The organism is Cellulomonas denverensis (assembly GCF_012396125.1).
GTDB lineage: Bacteria > Actinomycetota > Actinomycetes > Actinomycetales > Cellulomonadaceae > Cellulomonas > Cellulomonas denverensis.
The window spans coordinates 689,458-712,431 of the sequence record NZ_JAAXOX010000001.1; the positions used below are offsets into that span (position 1 = coordinate 689,458).

General features: G+C 73.3%; 18 protein-coding genes. 5 read left to right on the plus strand and 13 right to left on the minus strand.

What is annotated here, in order from left to right; genetic code table 11:
* Positions 1-30 precede the first annotated feature (30 nt).
* From HGA03_RS03150 to HGA03_RS03165, 4 genes are all read left to right on the plus strand, one after another.
* Positions 31-420: a TOBE domain-containing protein gene (locus HGA03_RS03150; RefSeq protein WP_168628717.1), complete on the plus strand. Its 390-nt coding sequence runs from the start codon at positions 31-33 to the stop codon at positions 418-420.
* A complete protein-coding gene (gene modA / locus HGA03_RS03155) occupies positions 420-1,187 on the plus strand; it encodes a molybdate ABC transporter substrate-binding protein (protein ID WP_168628718.1) in 768 nt (255 codons plus the stop codon). The genes HGA03_RS03150 and modA overlap by 1 nt, the downstream gene beginning before the upstream one ends.
* Positions 1,184-1,999, plus strand: a complete 816-nt coding sequence (gene modB / locus HGA03_RS03160; protein WP_168628719.1) for a molybdate ABC transporter permease subunit — start codon at positions 1,184-1,186, stop codon at positions 1,997-1,999. Before modA ends, modB begins: the two co-directional genes overlap by 4 nt.
* A gap of 149 nt (positions 2,000-2,148) precedes the next feature.
* Positions 2,149-3,783 (plus strand): ATP-binding cassette domain-containing protein, encoded by a 1,635-nt coding sequence (locus HGA03_RS03165; protein ID WP_168628720.1) that lies wholly within the window; start codon positions 2,149-2,151, stop codon positions 3,781-3,783.
* A 360-nt stretch (positions 3,784-4,143) separates the two neighbouring features.
* Here HGA03_RS03165 and HGA03_RS03170 read toward each other — a convergent pair whose 3' ends face one another.
* Genes HGA03_RS03170 through HGA03_RS03190 form a run of 5 tightly spaced genes read right to left on the minus strand, consistent with a single transcriptional unit; the run spans position 4,144 to position 11,206 of the window.
* Positions 4,144-4,419: a DUF6457 domain-containing protein gene (locus HGA03_RS03170; RefSeq protein WP_168628721.1), complete on the minus strand. Its 276-nt coding sequence runs from the start codon at positions 4,417-4,419 to the stop codon at positions 4,144-4,146.
* The gene (narI, locus tag HGA03_RS03175; RefSeq protein ID WP_203767437.1) at positions 4,416-5,138 is read right to left on the minus strand and encodes a respiratory nitrate reductase subunit gamma; all 723 of its coding nucleotides are present in this window, start codon (positions 5,136-5,138) and stop codon (positions 4,416-4,418) included. Before narI ends, HGA03_RS03170 begins: the two co-directional genes overlap by 4 nt.
* A 2-nt stretch (positions 5,139-5,140) precedes the next feature.
* Positions 5,141-5,920, minus strand: coding sequence for a nitrate reductase molybdenum cofactor assembly chaperone (gene narJ, locus HGA03_RS03180; RefSeq protein ID WP_168628722.1), 780 nt, complete (start codon positions 5,918-5,920; stop codon positions 5,141-5,143).
* Complete coding sequence (narH, locus tag HGA03_RS03185; protein WP_168628723.1) at positions 5,917-7,443, minus strand: nitrate reductase subunit beta; 1,527 nt, start codon at positions 7,441-7,443, stop codon at positions 5,917-5,919. The genes narJ and narH overlap by 4 nt, the downstream gene beginning before the upstream one ends.
* Positions 7,444-7,498: 55 nt before the next feature.
* Positions 7,499-11,206 carry a nitrate reductase subunit alpha gene (locus tag HGA03_RS03190; RefSeq protein WP_168628724.1) on the minus strand — a complete coding sequence of 1,236 codons (3,708 nt, stop codon included), beginning with the start codon at positions 11,204-11,206 and terminating at the stop codon, positions 7,499-7,501.
* Between the two features lie 57 nt (positions 11,207-11,263).
* Here HGA03_RS03190 and HGA03_RS19245 point away from each other — a divergent pair, with 57 nt between their 5' ends.
* Positions 11,264-11,968, plus strand: coding sequence for a helix-turn-helix transcriptional regulator (locus tag HGA03_RS19245; RefSeq protein ID WP_168628725.1), 705 nt, complete (start codon positions 11,264-11,266; stop codon positions 11,966-11,968).
* Between the two features lie 5 nt (positions 11,969-11,973).
* Here HGA03_RS19245 and HGA03_RS03200 read toward each other — a convergent pair whose 3' ends face one another.
* The 8 genes from HGA03_RS03200 to HGA03_RS03235 all read right to left on the minus strand — a co-directional run bounded on the left by HGA03_RS03200 (position 11,974) and on the right by HGA03_RS03235 (position 22,971).
* On the minus strand, positions 11,974-13,308 hold the full coding sequence (locus HGA03_RS03200) for an MFS transporter (protein ID WP_168628726.1): 1,335 nt from the start codon (positions 13,306-13,308) through the stop codon (positions 11,974-11,976).
* A gap of 344 nt (positions 13,309-13,652) precedes the next feature.
* Positions 13,653-15,161 carry an L-arabinose isomerase gene (gene araA, locus HGA03_RS03205; protein WP_168628727.1) on the minus strand — a complete coding sequence of 503 codons (1,509 nt, stop codon included), beginning with the start codon at positions 15,159-15,161 and terminating at the stop codon, positions 13,653-13,655.
* A gap of 12 nt (positions 15,162-15,173) precedes the next feature.
* Complete coding sequence (locus tag HGA03_RS03210) at positions 15,174-15,878, minus strand: L-ribulose-5-phosphate 4-epimerase (protein ID WP_168628728.1); 705 nt, start codon at positions 15,876-15,878, stop codon at positions 15,174-15,176.
* Between the two features lie 40 nt (positions 15,879-15,918).
* Positions 15,919-17,457: a xylulokinase gene (locus tag HGA03_RS03215; RefSeq protein ID WP_239073597.1), complete on the minus strand. Its 1,539-nt coding sequence runs from the start codon at positions 17,455-17,457 to the stop codon at positions 15,919-15,921.
* 432 nt (positions 17,458-17,889) lie between these two features.
* Positions 17,890-18,927, minus strand: coding sequence for a LacI family DNA-binding transcriptional regulator (locus HGA03_RS03220; protein WP_239073596.1), 1,038 nt, complete (start codon positions 18,925-18,927; stop codon positions 17,890-17,892).
* Positions 18,928-18,934: 7 nt separating this feature from the next.
* Positions 18,935-19,774, minus strand: coding sequence for a pyrroline-5-carboxylate reductase (gene proC / locus HGA03_RS03225; protein WP_168628730.1), 840 nt, complete (start codon positions 19,772-19,774; stop codon positions 18,935-18,937).
* Positions 19,775-19,916: 142 nt separating this feature from the next.
* Positions 19,917-22,118 carry a permuted SH3 domain-containing protein gene (locus tag HGA03_RS19250; protein WP_168628731.1) on the minus strand — a complete coding sequence of 734 codons (2,202 nt, stop codon included), beginning with the start codon at positions 22,116-22,118 and terminating at the stop codon, positions 19,917-19,919.
* Entirely contained in the window at positions 22,111-22,971 is an 861-nt protein-coding gene (locus HGA03_RS03235; RefSeq protein ID WP_168628732.1) for a hypothetical protein, read from the minus strand. The genes HGA03_RS19250 and HGA03_RS03235 overlap by 8 nt, the downstream gene beginning before the upstream one ends.
* Positions 22,972-22,974 lie beyond the last annotated feature (3 nt).

Below are 22,974 nucleotides of genomic sequence, written 5' to 3' on the forward strand. Positions count from 1 at the left end.
CGCGGAGTGTCGTCCTCCTACGGTCGTGAGGTGCCCGAGTTCCGGATCTCCGAGGCGGCCGACCTGCTCGGCGTGAGCGACGACACCGTGCGCCGCTGGGTGGACGCCGGGCGCCTGCCCGCCACCCGGACCGGTGGCCGCTGGACGGTGGCCGGCACCGACCTGGCCCGGATTGCGCAGGAGCTGGCCGAGTCCCCCGGCGACGACCGGCGCACCGCGGTCAGTGCCCGCAACCAGCTGCGCGGGATCGTCACCCGGGTGCTGCGGGACACCGTGATGGCGCAGGTCGACGTGCAGGCCGGGCCGTACCGGCTGGTGTCCCTGATCAGCCGTGAGGCCGCCGACGACCTCGGCCTGGAGCCCGGCGTGGTGGTCACCGCCGGGGTCAAGGCCACGAACCTGATGATCGAGAGGCACTGATGCACCCCGCGCGCAGCACCCTGGCCGTCCTCGGCATCGTCGCCGTGCTGACCGGGTGTTCCGGTGATCCGTCCGCGCCCTCCACCTCCGCCGACGACCTCACCGGGACGCTCACCGTGTACGCGGCGGCCTCGCTGCAGGACACCTTCGAGGAACTGGGCGAGCTGTTCGAGCAGGAGCACCCGGGGGTGACGGTGACGTTCAACTTCGGTGCCTCGTCCACCCTGGCGCAGCAGATCGACGCCGGCGCCCCGGTGGACGTCCTGGCCACTGCGAACACCTCAACCATGGAGTCGGTGTCCGGGCTCACCGAGTCGCCGGAGGTCTTCGCCCGGAACTCGTTGCAGATCGTCGTCCCGGCCGGTAACCCCGGCGGCGTCACCGGACTCGCCGACTTCGCCGACCCCGAGCTGACCCTCGCGCTGTGCGCCGAGGACGTGCCGTGCGGGTCCGCGGCGATCGCCGCCTTCGAGGCCGCCGGGATCACCCCGGTGCCGGACACCTACGAGAAGGACGTCACCGCCACCCTGACCAAGGCGGTGCTGGGCGAGGTCGACGCGGCCCTGGTGTACCGCACCGACGTGCTCTCCGCCGGGGACGCCGTGCAGGGGATCGACTTCCCGGAGGCCGGTGCCGCCCGGAACGACTACCCGATCGCCGTGCTCGCCGACGCCCCGCAGCCCGAGGCCGCCCGGGCGTTCGTCGACCTGGTGCTGTCCGAGACCGGGCAGCAGGTGCTCGCCGACGCGGGCTTCGACGGCCCATGACCACGCGGCGGCAGGGCACGGCGCGCGGGCGATCGGTCCCTGCGGCGCTGGCCGTGCCCGCGGTGGCCGCGATCGCGTTCCTGCTGCTGCCGTTCCTGGCGCTGCTGATCCGGGCGCCGTGGGGGTCGATGGGCTCGCTGGTCGGCTCCCCGGAGGTCGGGCAGGCACTGTGGCTGTCGTTGCGCTGCGCGGGCGCCGCCACGGTGATCTGCCTGCTGCTCGGCATCCCCCTGGCCTGGGTGCTGGCCCGCGGTGACCTGCCCGGCGCCGGGGTGCTGCGCGCCCTGGTCACCATGCCGCTGGTGCTGCCGCCGGTGGTCGGCGGGGTGGCGCTGCTGATGCTGCTCGGGCGGCGCGGGCTGCTCGGCGCCCAGCTGGACGCCTGGTTCGGGGTGACGATCCCGTTCACCACCGCCGCGGTCATCATCGCCGAGGCGTTCGTTGCGATGCCGTTCCTGGTGGTGTCGGTGGAGGGCACGCTGCGCGGGCTGCCCCGCCGGACCGAGGACGCCGCCGCCGTGCTGGGCGCCGGGCGCTGGTACACCTTCCGCCGGGTCACCCTGCCGCAGATCCTGCCCGGAGTGACCGCCGGTGCGGTGCTGTGCTTTGCCCGGGCGTTGGGCGAGTTCGGCGCGACGATCACCTTCGCCGGGAACTTCCCCGGTACGACCCGGACCATGCCACTGGCGATCTACCTGGCGATGGAGCGCGACCCCGACGCCGCGGTGGCGCTGTCCCTGGTACTGATCGCGGTGTCGCTGGCGGTCCTGATCGGGCTGCGCGGCCGGTGGACCGGGCAGGTGACCCGGTGAGCAGACTGCACGACCCGGCGCCGATGGGGTGGGACGGGTCACGACCGGAACGGGAGAGCGGCCCACCCATGCGGACGCGGGTGGATCGGGATGGGCTGTCGTCGGACGGGAGCCCCGGCGGGCGAGCACCGCACCGCGAGCCGAGCGCCGTGCTGCGGCCGGATCGGGACCCCAGCGGGCTGCCGCCGCGCCACGACCCGAGCGGACTGTCGCCGGACCGCGAGCCGAACGCCGGGCTGGCGCCGGACCGGCACTCGAGCGGGCTGTCACCGCACCGGGAGCCGGGTGCCGGGCTGCGGACGGACCGGCACCCGAGCGGGCCGCCGCCGCACCGGGACCCGAGCGCCGGGCTGCGTGCCCGGGTGGTGGTGCAGCGGGACGGGTTCCGGCTCGATCTGCCGCTGTCGGTGGGCCCGGCGCAGGTGACTGCGCTGGTCGGCCCGAACGGCTCCGGGAAGTCGACCGCGCTCGGCGCTCTGGCCGGGCTGGTCCCGATGGCCGCCGGGGCGACCGTGCGACTCGGCACCCGGGTGTTGGACGGCCCCGGGGTGCACGTACCCGCGCCCGCCCGGCGGTGCGGCCTGGTGTTCCAGGACCACCGGCTGTTCGGCCACCTGAGCGCCCGGGAGAATGTCGCGTTCGGACTGCGGGCCACCGGCACCCCCGCCGGGCAGGCCCGGTCCGTGGCGGACGAGTGGCTGACCCGGCTGGATCTGGCGGAGTACGCCGGGGTGCGCGCCGACCGGCTCTCCGGCGGACAGGCGCAGCGGGTGGCGCTGGCCCGGGCACTGGCCGCCGACCCGGACCTGCTGCTGCTGGATGAGCCCTTCGCCGCCCTGGACACCACGATGCGCTGCCGGGTGCGTGCCGTACTGCGTGAGGAGTTGGACCGTCGGCCCCGTCCGGTGCTGCTGGTCACCCACGACCGCGCGGACGCCCTCGACCTGGCCGACGACGTGCTGACCCTGGCGGACGGGCGACCGGTGGACGGCGACGGCCGGGTCCGGACGCGACGAGATCGTGAGCAGGCGGGCAGCACCGCCATTGCCGCGGTGGTGTTGACCGGCGGCACGGCCCGACGGCTGGGCGGGGTGGACAAGACCGGGTTGGACATCGGGGGCCGGGCAATCCTCGACCGGCTGCTGCACGGGCTGCCCGCCGGGATGCCGGTGGTGGTGGTCGGCGACCGGCCCGGCGGCATGGAGCCGGGCCGCGCGGGTGTCGGGGGTCTCGCGGTCGCTACGGGCATCGCAAGTGCCGCGGGCATCACAGGCGCCCCTGGTGTTGAGGGTCTCGCGGGTGTCGGGGATGTCGCAGGCGCCACGGGTGTCCGGAGCATCGCGGGCGCCCCTGGTGTCGAGGGCGTAGCGGGCGCCGGCGATACCGGTCCGGTGTGGGTGCGCGAGGACCCGGTCGGCGGAGGACCGGCCGCGGCGCTGGCGGCGGGCGCGCGGGCCGTGCCGGAGGCTCGGGTGCTGGTGGTGCTGGCCGGCGACCAGCCGTTCGCCGCCGCCGCGGTGCCCCGGTTGATCGCCGCGCTGGCCGCCGACCCGGAGGCCGAGGCCGCCCAGGCCCGCACCCCGGACGGCCGGTCGCAGCCCTTGTTGGCCGCCTACCGGCGCAGTGCGATCGGCGACCGGCTGGACCGGGTGCGCTCCGGCGACCGGGTGCGCGCGATCACCGACGGACTGGTCACGGTCCCGGTGCCGGTGTCCGCCGACGAGGGGCTGGACGTCGACGACGCCGGCGACCTGGCCCGGGCCCGGGCGGTCTCCGCCGACTGACCACGCCCGCGTCCGGCACCGAGATCGGCACATCCGCGCCGAGTGCGGGAGCGGCGCTGCCGCACTCACAGCGGAAGTACCGAACTCGCGAACGGCAACGCCGGGCAAGCAGTCTGAATCGCGATCACCGACGGACTGGTCACGGTGCCGGTGCCGGTGTCCGCCGACGAGGGGCTGGACGTCGACGACGCCGGCGACCTGGCCCGGGCCCGGGCGGTCTCCGCCGACTGACCACGCCCGCTTCCGGCACCGAGATCGGCACACCGGCACCGACTGCGGGTGCCGCGCCGCCGCGCTCACGTCGGGAGGGTCGAACTCGCGAGGAACGGGGTGCGTGCTCAGCCCGGCGGGCGCGCGGGGTCAGTCCGCGGTGGGCTCCCACTGGGCGATCAGCGCCTGGACCCGCTCGATCCGGGCGCGCACCTCCGCCACGGTCTGCTCCGGGGTGGCGCCGGGGGTGGCGGCGCCGGCGGAGAGTCCGACCAGGAAGGCGGTCAGCGGGGCGGACGGCCGGTTCACCCCGTGTGCGATGTCCCGCACCAGGTCCAGCACCGGGGTGGTCGCCTCGGCCAGCACCTCCGGCGGGATGCCGAGCTCGGCGATCGCGGTCTGGGTCCAGCGCTGCAGGTCGTTCATCGGGGGCTCCCGGAGGTCGTCGCCACCGGCGAGCGATCCGGGGCGTTGCGGCGACGGTAGACCACGAACGGGCGGGTCAGGTAGCCGATCGGCACCGACCAGACGTGCACCAGCCGGGTGAAGGGCCACACCGCCATCAGCAGGCAGGCCAGCACCGCGTGCCACTGGTAGACCGCCGGGGCGGAGGCGATCAGCGCGGCGTCCGGGTCGAGGACGAACAGGCCGCGGAACCACACCGAGATGGTCCCCCGGTACTCGTAGCCGGAGCCGAAGACGTTGATCGCGACCGTCTGCCACATGCCGATCAGCACCTCCGCGCCGAGCAGCAGGTACAGCACCCGGTCCATCGGGGTGGTGACCAGGGTGACCCGGCGGGAGAACACGAACCGGCGCAGCAGCAGGATGACCAGCCCGGCGCACAGGATGATCCCGGCGACCGTGCCGCCCGCGACCGCCACCACGTGGTACGTGTGGTCGGAGATGCCGAGCGCCCGGGTCCAGGACGACGGGATCAGCAGCCCGCCGACGTGGCCGAGGATCACCAGCAGCGCCCCGAAGTGGAACAGCGGCGACCCCCAGGCCAGCCAGCGCTTCTCGAAGATCTGGCTGGTCCGGGTGGTCCAGCCGAACTGGTCCGCGCGGTACCGCCAGATGTGCCCGACCACGAACACCGCCAGGCAGACGTAGGGCAGGACGACGAACAGCAGGGTGTCGCGCACGGTCAGGGTCCTTCCGGTCGGGGGGCGGGCCGGGTGGTGGGGAACTCCAGCGGCACGGCGGCGGTGCGGGCGGGCGCGCAGGCAGCACTCGGCGGGTAGGGCATGCCCTCGCCGTAGCCGGGCAGCGGCGCCCCGAGTCCGGCGTCGTCGGCGGGGGGCCCGGCCAGCGCGATCGCGTCCGCCCGCCGGCGCACCGCATCGGCGACCGGCCCGAGCACCACGGCGACCGCGTCCAGCACCCGGTGATACGGCGACTCGCGGCGGGTGAGTTCCTGGCGCAGCACCTCGAACCCGGCCCGGTGGGCGCGCAGCGCGGACTCCCCGGCCCCGGTGCCCGCCCGGGCGGCGAACTCCAGCACCACCGGCAGGTGATCGGGCAGCTCGTCCTCCGGCGGCACGAACCCGCACGCCCGGTAGGTCTGCTTGAGCGCCAGGAGTGCGGCACCCCGCCGCCGGGTGTCGCCGTGCAGGTAGTAGGTCAGGTACGGCGCGGTCGACCGGCGCAGGTCGAAGGTCTGCACGTAGTGCTCCCGCCACTGCTCGGGGTCCCACTCGGCGGTCTCGGCCCAGAACGCCCGCAGCCGGTCGGCGGCCGGGGACGCGGGCAGGGCGTGGATGGCGGTGCCGAGGTCACCGGCGGCGGCCAGGAAGTCGTCGTCCGGGTAGGCCAGCACCAGGGCGGACAGCGCCAGCACATCCGCCCGTCCGGGCACTTCCGGCAGGTCCCGGCGGCGCGAGCGGCGCAGCGGGAACCGCGGTCGGCGGGTGACGGCGGTGCTCATCGCGGTCGCCGCCGTTGCAGGGTCAGCGGGACGACGCCGCCGCGGGTGGCGGTCGCCGTCATGCCCGGACCACCGGGTCCGTCCAGCGAGCAGCCCGAGGTCCAGGAGGCCAGTTCGGCGGCCTGTTCGGTGTGCGCGGCCGGGACGACGTAGCGGTCGTCCATCTTGGCGATGGCCAGCAGGCGGTACATCGCCTCGACCTCGTCGGCGGTCATCCCGATCCGGTCCAGCAGGCCGGTGTCGACCGAGCCGTCCACCGACCGGTTCCGCATGTGGGTCCGCATCGCCGCGAGTCGCATCAGCACCCCGGCGACGGTGTCGGTGTCCCCGGCGGTGAACAGCCCGGCCAGGTACTCCATCGGGATCCGCAGGTCGGTGATGGTGTGGAAGACGTCGTCGGCGCTGGTCTCGTCACCGCCCCGGGCCCCGGTCGCCTCCAGCACCGGCGACAGCGGCGGGACGTACCAGACCATCGGCAGCGTCCGGTACTCCGGGTGCAGGGGAAGGGCCACCTGGTACCTGGAGATCAGCGCCCACACCGGCGATCGGCGGGCGGCGTCGATCCAGTCCTCGGCGATCCCGGCCTCCCGGGCAGCGGCGCGCACCTGCGGGTCCTCCGGGTCCAGGAACACCGAACGCTGCGCGGCGAGCAGGTCGGCCGGATCGGTCACCGCAGCGGCCTCGGCGACCCGGTCCGCGTCGTAGAGCACCAGGCCGAGGTAGCGCAGCCGGCCGACGCAGGTCTCCGCGCACACCGTCGGCAGCCCGGCCTCGATCCGGGGGAAGCAGAACGTGCACTTCTCGGCCTTGCCGGTGCGGTGGTTGAGGTAGACCTTCTTGTACGGGCAGGCCGACACGCACATCCGCCAGCCGCGGCAGGCGTCCTGGTCGACCAGCACGATGCCGTCCTCCACCCGCTTGTACATCGCGGAGGACGGGCAGGCGGAGACACAGGCCGGGTTCAGGCAGTGCTCGCAGATCCGCGGCAGGTGGAACATGAAGGTGTCCTCGAAGGACAGCTTCACCTGCTCGGTCATCGCGGCCAGCACCGGGTCGGCGGCGGCGTGCACCTGCGAGCCGCCCAGGTCGTCGTCCCAGTTCGGGCCCGCGCTGATCGTCATCGGCTCGCCGGTCAGTGCCGACTTCGGCCGGGCCACCGGGATCCGGGACTCGTCCGCCGGGGCGGTGACCAGGGTGTCGAAGTCGTAGGTGGCCGGCTCGTAGTAGTCGTCCAGGGTCGGCAGGTCCGGATTGGCGAACAGGTGCGCCAGCCGCCGCAGCCGCCCGCCGGAGCGCAGTCGCAGCCGGCCCTTGCGGTCCAGCTCCCAGCCGCCGTGCCAGCGGTCCTGGTCCTGGTAGCCCCGGGGGTAGCCGACGCCGGGCCGGGTCTCGACGTTGTTGAACCAGACGTACTCCACGCCGTCCCGGTTGGTCCAGGTCTGCTTGCAGGTGACCGAACAGGTGTGGCACCCGATGCACTTGTCCAGGTTCATCACCATCGCGACCTGCGCCATGACCTTCATCGCGCTTGCCCTTCGCTCGTTCCTCGCTCCGGGCTGCGCCGCTCAAACACACGCATCAGTACTGCACCTCCTGGGAGCGACGCCGGATCACGGTGAGCTCGTCGCGCTGGTTGCCGGTCGGGCCGTAGTAGTTGAAGGCGTAGGTCAGCTGCGCGTAGCCGCCCAGCAGGTGGGTCGGCTTGATCAGGATCGCGGTGAGCGCGTTGTGGATGCCGCCCCGGATCCCGGACGCCTCGGCCTTCGGCACGTCGATGTTCCGGTCCTTGGAGTGGTACATGTACGCGGTGCCGGTGGGCATCCGGTGGCTGACCACCGCCCGGGCCACCACCACCCCGTTGCGGTTCACGCCCTCGATCCAGTCGTTGTCCGCGATGCCCGCCGCCTCGGCGTCCGCCACCGACAACCAGATCGTCGGGCCGCCGCGGGACAGCGCGAGCATGTACGGGTTGTCCTGGAACTGGGAGTGCATCGACCACTTGGAGTGCGGGGTCAGGTACCGCACGGTGACCTGCGCCTCGTGCCGCCCGGCCGCGACCGCGGGGTCACCGAAGTGCCGGGCCATGTCCAGCGGCGGCCGGTACACCGGCAACTGTTCGCCGAGCTCGGCGATCCAGTCGTGGTCCAGGTAGAAGTGCTGGCGACCGGTCAGGGTGTGCCAGGGCTTGTCCCGCTCCACGTTGATCACGAACGGCGAGTACCGGCGACCGCCCTTCTCCGAGCCGGACCACTCGTGGCTGGTGAACACCGGCTGCGGGCCGGTCAGGGTGTCGGCGAAGGTGACCCGGCGCTCGGCGTTCTCCTCCGCCAGGTCGGCCAGCGGCTTGCCGACCCGCTGCTCCAGGGTGGCGAATCCGGCCGCCGACACCGACCCGTTGGTGGTGCCGGACAGCGCCAGGATCGCCTCGCAGAGCTGCGCGGCGGTGTCCATCCGGGGCCGGCCGGCGGCGACACCCTCGGTCACCACACCGTTCAGCGTCTTCAGTTCCTCGACCGCCTGTTCCGGGACGAGCGTGATGCCCTTGACCGAGGTGCCGGCGGTGCTGATCAGCGGGCCGACCGCCCGCATCTTCTGGCCGATCGCGGTGTAGTCCCGCTCGATCACGGCGAGCTTGGGCATGGTCAGCCCGGGGGTCGGCGCGCACTCGCCCTTCGACCAGTCCCGGACCACGCCGTGCGGCTGGGCCAGCTCGTCCGGGGTGTCGGTGGTCAGCGGGGCGGCGATCACGTCGGTGCGGGTGCCCAGGTGCTGCTCGGCCAGCTCGGCGACCTTGTCGGCCAGCAGGCAGAACGCCTCGTGGTCGGTGCGGGCCTGCCACGGCGGGGCGATCGCGGCGTTCAGGGCGTGCACGTAGGGGTGCATGTCCGTGGTCGAGATGTCCTGCTTCTCGTACCAGGTGGCCGCCGGGAGCACGATGTCCGAGAACAACGACGAGGACGTCATCCGGAAGTCGATGTTGGTCAGCAGGTCGAGCTTGCCCTCGGGGGCCTCGTCCCGCCAGACCACCTCGGTGGGCCGGCGATCCTCCGGCATCTCCTGCGCCCGGAGCGCACTGGCGGCGCCCAGCAGGTGCTTGATGAAGTACTCGTTGCCCTTGGCCGAGTTGCCGATCAGGTTCGCCCGCCAGGTGGTGAGCACCCGGGGCACGTTGTGCGGGGCGTCCGGGTCCTGGATGGCGAACTTCAGCCGGCCCGACGACAGTTCGTCGACGATGTGCTCGGGCACCGTGCGCCCGGCCGCGGTGGCCTCGTCGCACAGGTCCAGCGGGTTGCGGTCGAAGCCCGGATGCGACGGGGTCCAGCCCAGCCGGCCGGCCTGCACCAGGCAGTCCATCATCGTGCGCGGCAGGGCGGAGCCCGCGGTGCCCCGGCCCACCGGGCTGGTCAGCTCGTCGGCGCCGAAGCCCTCGTACCGCCACTGGTCGGTGGCCACGTACCAGAACGAGGTGCTGGTCATGTGCCGGGTCGGGCGCTGCCAGTCCAGGGCGAAGGACATGTGCTGCTGGCCGGTGACCGGCCGGGCCTTCTCCTGACCGACGTAGTGCGCCCAGCCGCCGCCGTTGACGCCCTGGCAGCCGGTCAGGGTGAGCAGGGTGATGAAGGTGCGGTAGATCGTGTCGGAGTGGAACCAGTGGTTGGTGCCCGCGCCCATCAGGATCATCGATCGACCCTCGGTGACCTCCGCATTGCGGGTGAACTCCCGGGCGATCCGGACGCACTGTTCGACCGGCACACCGGTGATGGCGGCCTGCCAGCCCGGGGTGCTCGGGTCCTCGGCGTCGTCGTAGCCGGTGGGCCACTGGCCGGGCAGGCCGTCCCGGGCCACGCCGTACTGGGCCATCAGCAGGTCGAGCACCGTGGTGACCAGCCGGCCGCCGACCCTGACCGCCGGGACGCCGCGGGTGATCTCCGCACCACCCTCGGTGTCGCCCACGTCGAACCGGGGCAGCCGGACCGCGACCCCCTCGTGCTCGGCGTCGTACAGGGTGGTGCGCGGGTCGGTGTCCCCCAGGTCGAGGTTCCACCGGCCCAGGCCCTCCGGGGTCCAGCGATCCGCCAGGGTGCCGGCCGGGACGACCACCCTGCCGGTGGCGGCATCGAGCAGCACCGGGCGGAACTCCGGGTGGTCGCCGAGCGCGCCCTCCGCCTCCGGGACGCTCTCCGCGGTGAGGAACTTGCCCGGTCGCAGCACGCCGTCGGCGCCGGACCCGTCCAACTCCACCAGGAACGGCGCATCGGTGAACCGGCGGACGTAGGACTCGAAGTACGGCACCTGCCGGTCACGGAAGAACTCGGACAGCAGCACGTGGCCCATCGCCTGCGCCAGCGCACCGTCGGTGCCGGGGGCCGGGGCCAGCCAGTCGTCGGCGAACTTCACGTTCTCGGCGTAGTCCGGGCTGACCGCCACCACCTTGGTGCCCTTGTACCGGACCTCGGTCAGGAAGTGCGCGTCCGGGGTGCGGGTCACCGGGACGTTGGAGCCCCACATGATCAGGTAGCCGGCGTTCCACCAGTCGGCGGACTCCGGCACGTCGGTCTGGTCGCCCCACACCTGGGGACTGGCCGGCGGCAGGTCGGCGTACCAGTCGTAGAACGACAGCAACGTGCCGCCGATCAGGGACAGGAACCGGGTGCCCGCGGCGAAGGACGCCATCGACATCGCCGGGATCGGGGTGAAGCCGACACAGCGGTCCGGGCCGTAGGTCTTGATCGTGTAGACGTGCGCGGCGGCCTGGATCTCCACCGCCAGGTCCCAGTCCGCCCGGACGAAGCCACCGGTGCCGCGGGCCCGCTTGTACATCGTGGCCTTGAGCGGGGACTCGACGATCTCGGCCCAGGCCAGGACCGGGTCGCCGGTGCGGCAGCGGGCGTCCAGGTACAGCTCCAGCAGCACGCCGCGGATGTACGGGTAGCGCACCCGGCCCGGCGAGTAGGTGTACCAGCTGAACGAGGCGCCGCGCGGGCAGCCCCGGGGTTCGTACTCCGGGGAGTCCGGGCCGGTGGTCGGGTAGTCGGTCCCCTGGTGCTCCCAGGTGATCAGCCCGTCCTTGACGTAGACGTCCCAGGCGCACGACCCGGTGCAGTTGACTCCGTGTGTGGAGCGGACCACCTTGTCGTGGGACCAACGCCCGCGATAGAAGGTGTCCCAGTCGCTAGCGTCGGTGCGGATGACGGCGTGGTCGTCGGCCAGCACCTCGGTGCCGGGCAGGCGGCCGCGGGCCTGGAGCAGGGTGTGCACCAGCGGCGAGAGCGGTTCGGTGGTCAACGCTGCTCCTCAGGGACGAGCGGAGGCGCCGGAGGGGCGCACGAGGACGGGGTGACGGTGCGGAGCACGGGAAGCGACGACGAGGCGGGGCCGGGCAGCCTGGCGGGCTTCGACGGCACCACCGGCCGCAGCGACCACGGCGGCCGCCGGACCTACCTGATCCAGCTGCTGCGCGACTCCCCCGCACCGCTGTCGGTGTCGGAGGTCGCCGAGCGGTTGGGGGCGCCGCTCAGCACGATCCGGGTGCACCTGGAGGCCCTGGCCGACGCGGGTCTGGCGGTCCGGACCCGGGACTCGGCGGGCACCCCCGGACGCCCGCGGGTGCTCTACCGCGGCGTGCTGCCGAACCAGACCCACGAGCGGGCCCAGGGCTACCGGCTGCTGGCCGAGCAACTGGTCGGCGCGCTGGCCGAGCTGCCGGACGGCACCGAGCGGCTGACCCGGGTCGGCCGGTCCTGGGGCGAGGTGCTCGGCGCGGTCGGGCAGGCCGAGCCCACCGAGGGGCCGCTGCGCCGGCTGGTCGCGAAGCTGGACGCGCTGTGGTTCGCCCCGGAGCTGGTCGAGGCCCGGGAGGGCTCCGCCCGGCTGGTGCTGCACCACTGCCCGCTGATCGAGGTGCAGCAGGTCGCCCCGGAGGCGGTCCGGACCCTGGTGGCGGCGGTGGTCGACGGCATCGTGACCGCCCAGGGCAGCCCGCTGCGGGTGACGGAGGTGCAGTTCGACACCGGCGCCGACCGCTGCGCCGTCGAGCTGCGCGCCTGAGGCACTCAACTGCGCGCCTCCGCGCCGGGCCGGGCGTAGAAGTGCCAGGCGATGGCGGCACACATCAGCGCATACCCGGCGACCACGCCGAACACCACCGGGCGCGAGACGTAGTTGAAGGCCACCGAGAACAGGAACGGCCCGAAGGCGGCGATCGCGGCGGTCCAGCCGATCACGCCACCGGCCTGCCGCGCCGGGAAGATCATCGGCATCTGCTTGAAGGTGGAGGCGTTGCCGATCCCGGCGAACAGGAAGATCAGCACCATGCCGGACATGAACACCGCGAAGCTCGGGTCGTCGCCGCCGGTGACCTGACCCCACAGCACCAGCAGCGAGCTCAGCGCCATGCCGACGCCGGACACCACGGTCCAGATCCCGCCGCCGAACCGGTCGCACAGCGGGCCCCAGCAGATCCGGGCCAACGACCCGACGAACGCGCCCAGGAACACCCAGGTCAGCTTCCCGGCGCCGAACTGGGTCTTCAGCAACATGCCGAAGGTGCCCGCCAGCCCGGAGAACATCCCGAAGGTCATCACGTACTGCAGGGTCATCAGCCAGGTGTGCTTGTTGCCGAAGATGTCGAACTGCTGGCGCAGGTTGCTCTTGACCGGCACCGACGTGAGCATCGTCCAGGCCAGCAGCACGCCGACCACGGCGATCGGCAGGAAGATCAGGCCCGGGTTCTGCAGCCAGAGGGTCTTCTGCGTGCCGTCGTCGGTGACCGAGATCTGGCCGGCCATCCCGAACATCGAGAAGCCGATCGCCCACGGCACCACGAACTGGACGATCGACACCCCGAAGTTGCCCAGCCCGGCCTGCAGCCCGAGCGCGGTGCCCTGCTTGGACTTGGGGAAGAAGTACGAGGTGGACGGCATGTAGCCGGAGAACACGCCACCGCCGAGCCCGGCCGCCAGGGTCAGCCCGATCAGCAGCAGGTAGGACGGCTGGGTCGGCAGCGTCACGACCCAGGCCCAGCCGGCGAACGGGATCAGCATCAGCAGGCTGGACAGGATCAGCATCCGCCGGGTGCCCATGATCGGCGGCAGGGTCATCCAGACCAGGCGCAGAGCGCCACCGGTCAGGCCGGGCATCGCGAGCAGCCAGTAGGACTGGCTGTCGGACAGCTCCCAGCCGGTCAGGGTGCCGAGCGAGGGGATCAGCGCACCGGGCAGGTACCAGATCACGAAGGCGAGGGTCAGGTTCAGGGTGGTGACCCAGAGCGTCGACCAGGCGACCTTGGAGTTCCAGCGGGCCGGGTCGTTCGGGTCCCAGTCGATCAGGTCGCGCCGACTGTCGGCGGTGACCCGGACGGCGTTGTCGGGGGAGGTGTCGGCGGTCATCAGGGGTGTTCCTCGCTGGTGGGGGGCGTCGCCGTCACGGTAGGAACGGCCCCTCGCCGACTCGTGCGCCCCAAGTCCCACCGCGCCCGGGACCCCGTGCCACGCCCGGAGGAATCGCCCGGAACGCCGCCAGGGCCCCGACGGGTTGGCTCAGCGGAACCGGTCGCCGCCGACGCCGCGAACACCGGGCGGGCCGGCATTGACACAGCACAATGTCCGGACACCCCTCTTGTCACGATTCGATAACGAAGCGGTGGTCAGGGTTCCCTCAGTTCGGCCCGCACAGCACGACGGGCCGGCTCCCCGGAGGGAACCGGCCCGTCGGCGGTCGGTGCGGGGAGCGGTCAGAGCCCCTGCGCCACGCGGTAGTACACCTGGTTCCAGCGCACCTGGTCCCGGAAACCACGCCGGGTGGTGTGCTCGTCGATCACCAGCAGCTCGGTGCCCGCGATGTCGGCGAAGATCTCGAACGCGTCGATCCCGGCGGCGGTGGACATCACGGTGTGGTGCGCACCGCCGGCGGTCAGCCAGGCCTCGGCGGAGGTGGCGAAGTCCGGCCGCGGCTCCCACACCGCACGGGCCACCGGCAGGTTCGGCAGCGGCTGCGACGGCGGCACGAGGTCGACCACGTTGGCGGTCAGCCGGAACCGGTCGCGCATGTCCGCCATCGACACCACCACACCCTCACCGGGGTCGGCGTCGAAGACCATCCGCACCGGGTCCTCCTTGCCGCCGATGCCCAGCGGGTGGATCTCGACCTTCGGGGTGCTGGTGGTCAGCGACGGGCAGACCTCCAGCATGTGCGCGCCGAGGATCTTCTCCTCGCCCGGCGTGAGGTCGTAGGTGTAGTCCTCCATCAGCGAGGCGCCACCCGGCAGGCCCTCACCCATCACCTTCGCCGCGCGGACCAGCACGGCGGTCTTCCAGTCGCCCTCGGCGCCGAAGCCGTAGCCCTTGGACATCAGCCGCTGCACCGCGATCCCCGGCAGCTGGCGCAACGCACCCAGGTCCTCGAAGTTCGTGGTGAACGCCTTCGCGCCCAGCGAGGTCAGCAGCGACTCCAGCGCCACCTCCTGGCGGGCGGCGTAGCGCAGCGAGTCGTGCCGGTCGCCGCCGCGGCGCAGCTCGGGCACCACGTCGTACAGGTCCTCGTACTCGGCGACCACCCGGTCGATGTCGGCGTCGGCCACCGCGTCCACCGCGGCGACCAGGTCGTTCACGCCCCAGGTGTTCACCGAGACGCCGAACCGCAGCTCGGCCTCGGTCTTGTCACCCTCGGTCACCGCGACATTGCGCATGTTGTCGCCGAACCGGGCCAGCTTCAGCTCGTGGGTGGCGGCCCACCCGGCGGCCGCGCGGACCCAGGTGCCGACCCGCTTGGTCACCGCCGGGTTGGTGGCGTGACCGACCACGGTGGTGCGCTGGGCGCCCAGCCGGGTGGCGATGTAGGCGTACTCCCGGTCGCCGTGCGCCGCCTGGTTCAGGTTCATGAAGTCCATGTCGATGCTGTCCCAGGGCAGCTCGACCCCGGCCTGGGTGTGCAGGTGCAGCAGCGGCTTGCGCAGCGCGTCCAGGCCGGCGATCCACATCTTCGCCGGGCTGAAGGTGTGCATCCAGGTGATCACGCCGAGCACCCGGTCGTCGGAGTTCGCGTCCAGCATCGCGCGGCGGATGCTCCCGGCATCCTTGAGCACCGGCTTCCAGACGATCCGCACCGGCACGTCGGCGGACTCGTCCAGGGTGCGGGCGACCGCCTGGGACTGGTCGGCGACCTGGCGCAGGGTGTCCTCGCCGTAGAGGTCCTGCGAGCCGGTGAAGAACCAGACCTCGCGGTCCGAGTAGGGCTTGGTCATGGGTGGGGCTCCTTAGCGGCCGTAGACGTTCTGGTAGCGGTCGAACAGGGAGTCGACCTTGTCCTGGGGGATCGGCAGCGGGTCGCCGAGCTGCCGGGAGATGTGCACGGTGCGGGCGACCTCCTCCACCATCACGGCGGCCTTCACCGCGGCCTTGGCGTCCGGGCCGATGGTGAACGGGCCGTGGTTCTGCATCAGCACCGCCGGGCTGCGCGACCCGCGCAGGGTCTCGACGATGCCGCGGCCGATCGAGTCGTCGCCGATCAGCGCGAACGGTCCGATCGGGATCGGGCCGCCGAACTCGTCCGCCATCATCGTCAGCACGCACGGCACCGGCTCGGCGCGGGCGGCCCAGGCGGTGGCGTAGGTCGAGTGGGTGTGCACGACCCCGCCGACCTCCGGCATGTGCCGGTACACGTAGGCGTGCGCGGCGGTGTCGCTGGACGGCGAACGGTCACCGTCCACCAGGGTGCCGTCCAGGTCGCAGACCACCATCGACTCCGGGGTCAGCTCGTCGTAGGTCACCCCGGACGGCTTGATCACCAGCAGATCGGCCTCCGACGGCCCGGCCGGATCCACCTGCACCCGCTGGGAGACGTTCCCCGCGGTCCAGACGATCAGGCCCCACCGGGGCAGTTCGGCGTGCAGGCGGGCGACCACCTCACGGGTGGCGGCGACGGCCTCGCGGACGTGCTCGGGATAGTCGGTCAGCGGCATGGGATCTCCAGGTGCTGCGGTGGGGTCGGTCGGCGGCTGGTCAGAGGGCGTCGGCGGCGGCCCGCTCGGCGGCGAGCCCGGCGCGGTAGCGGTCGAGGTAGGTGGCGTAGCCCGCAACGTCGACGGGGTCCGGGTCGGTGACGTCCAGCCGGGCGGCGCCGAACACCCGGTCGGTCAGGTAGTCCTGCAACGAGGCACCCTCGCCCTGGCCCTGGTAGGCGGCCAGCACGGCGATGCCCCACGCGCCACCCTCCGCGGCGGTCTCCCCCACCGCCACCGGGGCACCGATCGCGGCGGCGAGCAGGCGCTGGGCCACCCCGGCGGTCCGGAACAGGCCACCGTGGGCGAACATGCTGTCGATCGCCACGCCCTCCCCAGCCAGCACCTGCATGCCCAGGCTCAGGGTGCCGAACACCCCGGCGATCTGGGTCCGGGCGAAGTTCGCCAGGTTCAGCGTGCTGTCCGGGGTGCGGACCACCATCGGGCGGCCCTCGGTCAGCCCGGCGATCGGCTCACCGGACAGGTGGTTGTAGGCGATCAGGCCGCCACCGTCCGGCTCCCCGTCCAGCGCGGCGCGGAACAGCACGCCGTAGACATCGTCCGGGTCCATCGGGTGACCCGCCGACGCGGCGAACTGCCCGAAGACCTCCGCCCAGGCGCCCAGCTCGGAGGCGCCGTTGTTGCAGTGCACCATCGCCACCAGGTCGCCGGCCGGGGTGGTCACCAGGTCCAGCTCGTGGTGCACCTCGGACAGCGGCTGCTCCAGCACCACCATCGCGAAGATCGAGGTCCCGGCGCTCACGTTGCCGGTGCGCGGGGCGACCGAGTTGGTGGCGACCATGCCGGTGCCGGCGTCACCCTCCGGCGGGGCGAGCGGGATGCCGGCGGACAGCGTGCCGCTGGGGTCCAGCAGTGCCGCGCCCTCGGCGGTCAGGGTGCCCGCGTCCTGCCCGGCGACCAGCACCCGGGGGAACAGAGTGGTGATGTCGGCCTGGGTATACGCGGCGGCCATCGTGGCGTCGTAGTCGTGGGTAGCCGGGTCGATCGGGAACATGCCGGAGGCGTCGCCGACCCCGAGCACCTTGCGACCGGTCAGCTGCCAGTGCACGTAGCCGGCCAGCGTGGTGACGAAGTCCAGCTGCGGCACGTGCGGCTCGGCATCCAGGATCGCCTGGTGCAGGTGGGCGACCGACCAGCGCAGCGGAATGTTGGTGCCGAACAGCTCGGTCAGCTCCGCGGCGGCCGGGCCGGTGTTGGTGTTGCGCCAGGTCCGGAACGGCACCAGCAGCCGGTCGTCGGCGTCGAAGGCCAGGTAGCCGTGCATCATCGCGGAGATGCCCAGGCCGGAGATGCCGGTGACCGGGACGCCCTTGCGTGCGGCGTCGGCGAACAGGTCGGCGATCGCGGCGCGCAGCCCGGCCCACACGTCGTCCAGGGCGTAGGTCCACAGCCGGTCGACGAACTGGTTCTCCCAGGCGTGCGAGCCGGTGGCCAGCGGGGTGTGGTCGGCGCCGATCAGACAGGCCTTGATCCGGGTGGAGCCGAGCTCGATGCCCAGCCAGGTGGTGTCCTGCGCCATCGCGGGTTCCTCCATCGGGTCGGGGCCGGTGCCGGGTGCGGCGCCGGGCAGCGACCACCGGCGGACGCCGATGGCCTGGGGTTCATGTTAACGCTCACATGGGGCCGCCGTCGAGGGGGCGGCGCGCAGGGCCGGGGCGCCGAGGCCCGCCCCGGGCACCACTCGCGACTCCCGGGCACCGCTCGCGACTTCCTGGGCACGCCACGAATGCGGAGAACCTGTCGCCCGAATCGCCTGAACCGCAGCAGGTTCTCCGCACTCGTGCGCCGAGGGCGCACTTGGCGTTGGCCCAAGGGGCGCGCGACCAACGCGAACTGCGCCCTCGGCAGCGGGTGGGGGCTGGCGCGGCGCGGGTCGGTGGTGATCGACACAACGCGGGTCAGGGGCGCGCCCGGGGCGGCGCAGCGCGGGTCAGGTATGACGCTGCGCGGGTCAGGGGTGGGGTGGGGCGGTGCTGGCGCGCAGGACGACGGTGGCAGGGAGCGTGAGGTCGGCGACCGGGGTGCCGGCGAGCGAGTCGACCAGCGCCGCCACCGCCGCGCGGCCGAGGGCGGCGAAATCCTGGCGCACGGTCGTCAGCGGCGGGGTGTAGAACCCGGCGCCGACCTCGTCGTCGAAGCCGGTGACCGACAGCCGCCCGGGCACGTCGATGCCCTGTTCCCAGCAGGCGCGCAGCACCCCGAGCGCCAGCTGGTCGTTCGCCGCCAGGATCGCGGTGGGCAGGCCGTCGGCGATCAGGCGCAGGGCGGCGCGGTAACCGGAGTCGGCGGACCAGTCGCAGAGCACCGGCTCCGGGACGGTGAGCCCGGCGGCCGAGGACTCCTCCCGCCAGCCGGTGAGCCGGTCGCGGGCGTCGAACCAGTCCTGCGGGCCGGCCAGGTGCACGATCTCCCGGTGACCGAGCCCGACCAGGTGGCGGACCAGGTCACGGGCACCGGCCCGCTGGTCCACACCGACGCTCACCAGCCGGTGCGCGGGGTCGTGGCTGCGGGTGTCGTCCAGCCCGGCGCCGGAGGTCACCATCACCGTGGGCACCGGGGCGGCGAAGGCGTTCACGGCCTCCGCGACGTCCACCTGCGGCGCGATGATCGCCACGCCCTCGACGCCCTGGTCCATGAAGTGGTCGAGGGCGGCGCGCAGGGTGTCCGGCTCGAAGTGGTCGACGGCGGCGACGCTGACGTAGTAGCCCACCTCGCGGGCGGCACGCTCCACGCCGAGCAGGGTGGAGGCGGGGCCGTGGTGACCGGTCGCCGAGGTCAGGACGCCCAGAGCACCGGACCGGCGGGTGACCAGTGCCCGGGCGGCACTGTTGCGCCGGTAGCCGAGCTCGGCGATCGCGGCGAGCACCCGCTCGCGGGTCTGCGGGCGCACGCTCGGGTGGGCGTTCAGCACCCGGGACACCGTCTGGTGCGACACCCCGGCCAGGGCGGCGACGTCACTCATCGCCGGCGGCCGGGGATGGGCGTTCATGGCGGTCTCAGTCCCGGGCGCGGGCGGCCTCGCCCAGCTCGCGGGACCGGTCGTGGGCGGCACGGGCGGCGGCGACCACCCCGGCCCGGACCCCGTGGGCGTCGAGCTCGGCCACCCCGGCGACGGTGGTGCCGCCCGGGGAGGACACTCGCTCGCGCAGCACCACCGGGTGGTCGCCGGTCTGGGCGGCCAGGGCGGCAGAGCCCTCGACGGTGGCGACCGCGAGCCGGGTGGCCAGGTCGCGGGTCAGGCCCAGCAGCACACCGGCCTCGGCCATCGCATCGATCAGGTAGAACGCGTACGCCGGGCCGGAACCGGAGATCGCGGTGACCGCGTCCAGTTCCTTCTCCTGCACCCGGACCACCAGGCCGGTGGCCGCCAGCGCCCGCTCAACCAGCGCCAGGTGCTCGTCCGTGGCGTGCCGGCCGGGCGCGATCGCGGAGGCCCCCTTGCCGACCAGCGCCGGGGTGTTCGGCATCACCCGGACCACCGGGGTGCCCTCCGGCAGCGCCCGCTCGTACACCGCCAACGGCACACCGGCGGCGACCGACACCACCAGGGCGCCCGGGGCGAGCGCGCCGGCGATCTCGGCCAGCACCTCGGGCACGACCTGCGGCTTGACCGAGATCAGCACCAGGCCGGCCGAGCGGACGGCCTTCGGGTTCGGGTCGGCGGAGCGGACGCCGTAGCGGGTGGACAGCTCGTTGGCACGGATCGCGCTGCGCTCGGTCACGGCCACGTCGTCCATGTCCCACCCCGCGGTGAGCAGGGCGGAGACCAGCGCCTCGCCCATCACGCCCCCGCCGAGCACGGCGGCACGGGGCTGTCCGGTGGTGGTCTGGGTCATGGCGGGGCCTTCCGGTCGCTGCGGTCCGACCTGCCGGAGCCTAGTCGCCGACGCCGAGGGCGCAGTTCCGGTCGGCTCCGCGGGCTGCGGAACGACGCGAACTGCGCCCTCGGCGAGGTGGGCCGGGGCCGGGGTGGGCCGGTCAGCCGGTGAAGCCGCCCGGGAACTGGCCGCCGCTGGGGAAGGAGCCCCCGTCCGGCGGGGTGAAGCCGCCGGTGCCGGACGAGTCGGAGGACGAGCCGCCCAGGCCGGTCAGCCCGGTCGACTCCTCGTCATCGCCGGTGGACAGGGCCTGGCTCGGGTCGGCCAGCACGACCTCATCGCCCTCGGACAGGCCCTCGGTGATCTCGGTCAGCTCGGAGCCGACCGCGCCGCGCCCGACCTCGACCTCCTCGACCTCGCCGTCCCGCAGCACCTGCACGGTGGCGGTGCTGCCGTCCAGGTGGACCGCGGACGACGGCACGGTAAGCGTCTCCTCCGCCGCGGCGACCGCGATCGACACCTGCGCCGAGGACCCGTTGAACAGGGTCAGGTCCGGGTCGTCGACCGCGATCTCCACCGTGTAGGCCGGCTCGGAGGTGCTGGAGGAGTTCAGCACCCCGACCGAGCTGACCGTGCCGGTGACGTCGTCGTCGACCGAGGTGACCGACAGGCTCGCGGTCTGCCCGACCTCGACCAGATCGACCTGGCTGAACGAGACGGTGGTGGAGACCAGGTAGCCGTCGGTGCCGATGATCGTGATCACCGCGCTGGTGGAGGAGGCCTCGACCTGGTCGCCGGCGGCGATGGCGACCGACGCGACGGTGCCGTCCACCGGGCTGGTGAGGTCGACCAGGTCGAGGTTGCCCTGGGCGACCGCGAGGTCGGCATTCGCCTGGTCGATCGCCGCCTGGTCGGCGAGCAGGTCGGCGGCGGTGGCCGTGGTCGAGCCGCCGGAGCCGGAGACCGTGCCGGAGGACAGCGAGCCGAGCGAGGCCGAGGCGTCCATCGACCCGGTGGAGCCGGTGGTGGTGTCGGTGGAGCCGGTCCCGCCGCTGACCGCCGCACCCGAGTCGGTGGTGGTCGGGGCGCTGGTGGTGGTGTCCGGCGTGGCATCCGGGGCGGAGGTGGAACCACCGGAACCGGAGCCGGAGGACGCGGCGGCGATCGCCTGCTGCGCGGCGGAGACCGCGGCGTTCAGGGTGTCCGCGGCGGTGGTCAGCGCCTGCTGGGCCTCGTCCACCGTGGTCTGGGCGGTCAGCACCGCGGTGATCGCCTCCTGGCAGGCGACCAGGTCGGCGGCGGTGTCGTCGGTGGAGGTGGTGGCCGCGGCCAGCGTGACGGTCTCGCCGGAGCCGTTGACGTAGGCGGCCGGGGCGACGGTCTCGGCGGTGTCGGTCGCCGCGGGGTCCGGGTCGGTCGAGCCGGAGTCGGCCGGGGTGGAGTCGGCTGGGGCGGTCGACTCCTCCGTGGTACCGGTGTCCGTGGTGCCCTCGTCGGAGCCACCCTCGGACCCGTCGTCCGACCCGGAGCCGGAGTCCGACCCGGAGTCCGTCGCCGACAGGAACGGCTCGCAGATGGTCGAGGAGTCGGTCACCGCGGTGCTGGACGCGGCCAGGGCGTCCTGCGCGGTGCGGTACTGGGCGAGCAGCGCCTCCTGAGCCTGCTGCACGGCGGCGACGGCCTCGGTGACCGCGGCGGTGTCGGCCGAGGAACCGCCCGAGCCCCCCGAGCCCCCCGAGCCCGAACCGGAACCGGAGCCCTCCGGAGTGGTGCCGGTGCTGGAGCCGCTCCCGGTCGGCACCCCCGCCGACGCGGTGGACCCCGTCGACCCCGTCGACCCGCTGTACCCCGTCGACCCGGTGGACCCCGTCGACCCCGACGTCCCGGACGACCCCGAGCTGGTGGACGAGCTGGACCCGGTCTGCGAGGCCTTGTCGTCGGCGAGCTTCTGCTCCGCGTCGGCGACCGCCTGCTCGGCGTCCTCCACCGCCTCCTGCAGCGAGCTGACGTCCAGCGACGCCAGCACCTGCCCGGCGGTGACCGTGTCGCCGACCGCGACGTCGACACTGCCCACGGTGCCGGCGACCGAGAACGACCGGTCGAGCCGGGTGGTCGAGGCGACCGTGCCGGTGGTGTCGATGGTCTGGTCGACGCCGTCGATGCTCGCTGTGGCGGTGCGCAGGCCGGTGGAGCCGGAACGGCTGGCGATCGCCACTCCGCCACCGAGCAGGCAGAGCACCAGGGCACCTGCCACGCCGCCGGTCAGCAGCCGGCGGCGGCGCTGGGCGCGGCGGCGGGCGGCGGCCGATCCGGGGCGGCCGGTGGTGGGGGCGGCGCGGTGCCGGCGGAGCAGATCACGCATCGGAGTCCCCCATCCCCTGCGGGCGGCCACCGAAGCCGGTGGAGCACCCGTCGTCGCCGGCGTCGGACAGCGCCAGGCTGGTGGCGGTCATCCGGCCCGAGTCGTCCTGCTCGCCCTGGGCCAGCACGCACAGCCCGACGGCGATGGCGCTGGTGTCGGTGGTCACGCTGGTGGTGTAGGTGGTGGCGTCGGAGACGGTGACCGCGGTGGACTCGGTGGTCGGTTCGGCGGAGTCGGAGCCGGAGTCGCCGGGCGGGGTCATCGACACCACGTCCACCGTGATCGTGCTGCCGTCGACGGCCGTGACCAGCCCGGAGGTGGCCTGGCCGAAGCCGCCGCCGCCCTCCGGCAGGTCGTCCGGCATGCCGGAGGGCATGTCGTCCGGCATTTCGGTGGGCATGTCACTGGGCATCTCCCGGTCACCGCCACCACCGCCGAACATCCCGCCGCCGAACCCGCCGGTGCACTCGCCGTCCACCGGCTGGCTGATCGCGATGCTGGTGGCCAGGTCGTCGTCGCCGATCACCGCGGTCACGCACACCCCGGCGGTGACATCGGCCAGGGCGGCGGACACGGTCTGGGTGACGGTGGTGTCGTCGTCCCAGGCCACGGCGGTCTGGCCGTCGTCGCCCTGCACCTGCATCAGGGCGTCCGAGACCGCGGCGATCTCACCGGAGACCCCGCCACCTCCGGGCATCTGGTCGCCGCCGGCCGGCTGGGCGTTGCTGGTGCCGGTGTCCTGGGTCTCGGCCGCACCGGCGTCGTCGGAGCCGGAGGAACAGGCGGCGAGCAGCACCAGGACGGAGGCTGCGGCGGGCAGGACGGTCAGGGCACGCGAACGAGTGGTCAACATGGT

Excerpts from the sequence above, each read along its gene's own strand:
- HGA03_RS03215 (WP_239073597.1), bottom strand. The coding sequence starts at position 17,457 with ATGGCGCAGGACACCACCTGGCTGGGCATCGAGCTCGGCTCCACCCGG.
- narJ (WP_168628722.1), bottom strand. The coding sequence starts at position 5,920 with ATGAGCACCGCCGTCACCCGCCGACCGCGGTTCCCGCTGCGCCGCTCG.
- HGA03_RS03235 (WP_168628732.1), bottom strand. The coding sequence starts at position 22,971 with ATGTTGACCACTCGTTCGCGTGCCCTGACCGTCCTGCCCGCCGCAGCC.
- HGA03_RS03200 (WP_168628726.1), bottom strand. The coding sequence starts at position 13,308 with ATGACCGCCGACACCTCCCCCGACAACGCCGTCCGGGTCACCGCCGAC.
- modA (WP_168628718.1), top strand. The coding sequence starts at position 420 with ATGCACCCCGCGCGCAGCACCCTGGCCGTCCTCGGCATCGTCGCCGTG.
- HGA03_RS19250 (WP_168628731.1), bottom strand. The coding sequence starts at position 22,118 with ATGCGTGATCTGCTCCGCCGGCACCGCGCCGCCCCCACCACCGGCCGC.
- HGA03_RS03170 (WP_168628721.1), bottom strand. The coding sequence starts at position 4,419 with ATGAACGACCTGCAGCGCTGGACCCAGACCGCGATCGCCGAGCTCGGC.
- modB (WP_168628719.1), top strand. The coding sequence starts at position 1,184 with ATGACCACGCGGCGGCAGGGCACGGCGCGCGGGCGATCGGTCCCTGCG.
- proC (WP_168628730.1), bottom strand. The coding sequence starts at position 19,774 with ATGACCCAGACCACCACCGGACAGCCCCGTGCCGCCGTGCTCGGCGGG.
- HGA03_RS03210 (WP_168628728.1), bottom strand. The coding sequence starts at position 15,878 with ATGCCGCTGACCGACTATCCCGAGCACGTCCGCGAGGCCGTCGCCGCC.
- narH (WP_168628723.1), bottom strand. The coding sequence starts at position 7,443 with ATGAAGGTCATGGCGCAGGTCGCGATGGTGATGAACCTGGACAAGTGC.
- araA (WP_168628727.1), bottom strand. The coding sequence starts at position 15,161 with ATGACCAAGCCCTACTCGGACCGCGAGGTCTGGTTCTTCACCGGCTCG.
- HGA03_RS03220 (WP_239073596.1), bottom strand. The coding sequence starts at position 18,927 with ATGAACGCCCATCCCCGGCCGCCGGCGATGAGTGACGTCGCCGCCCTG.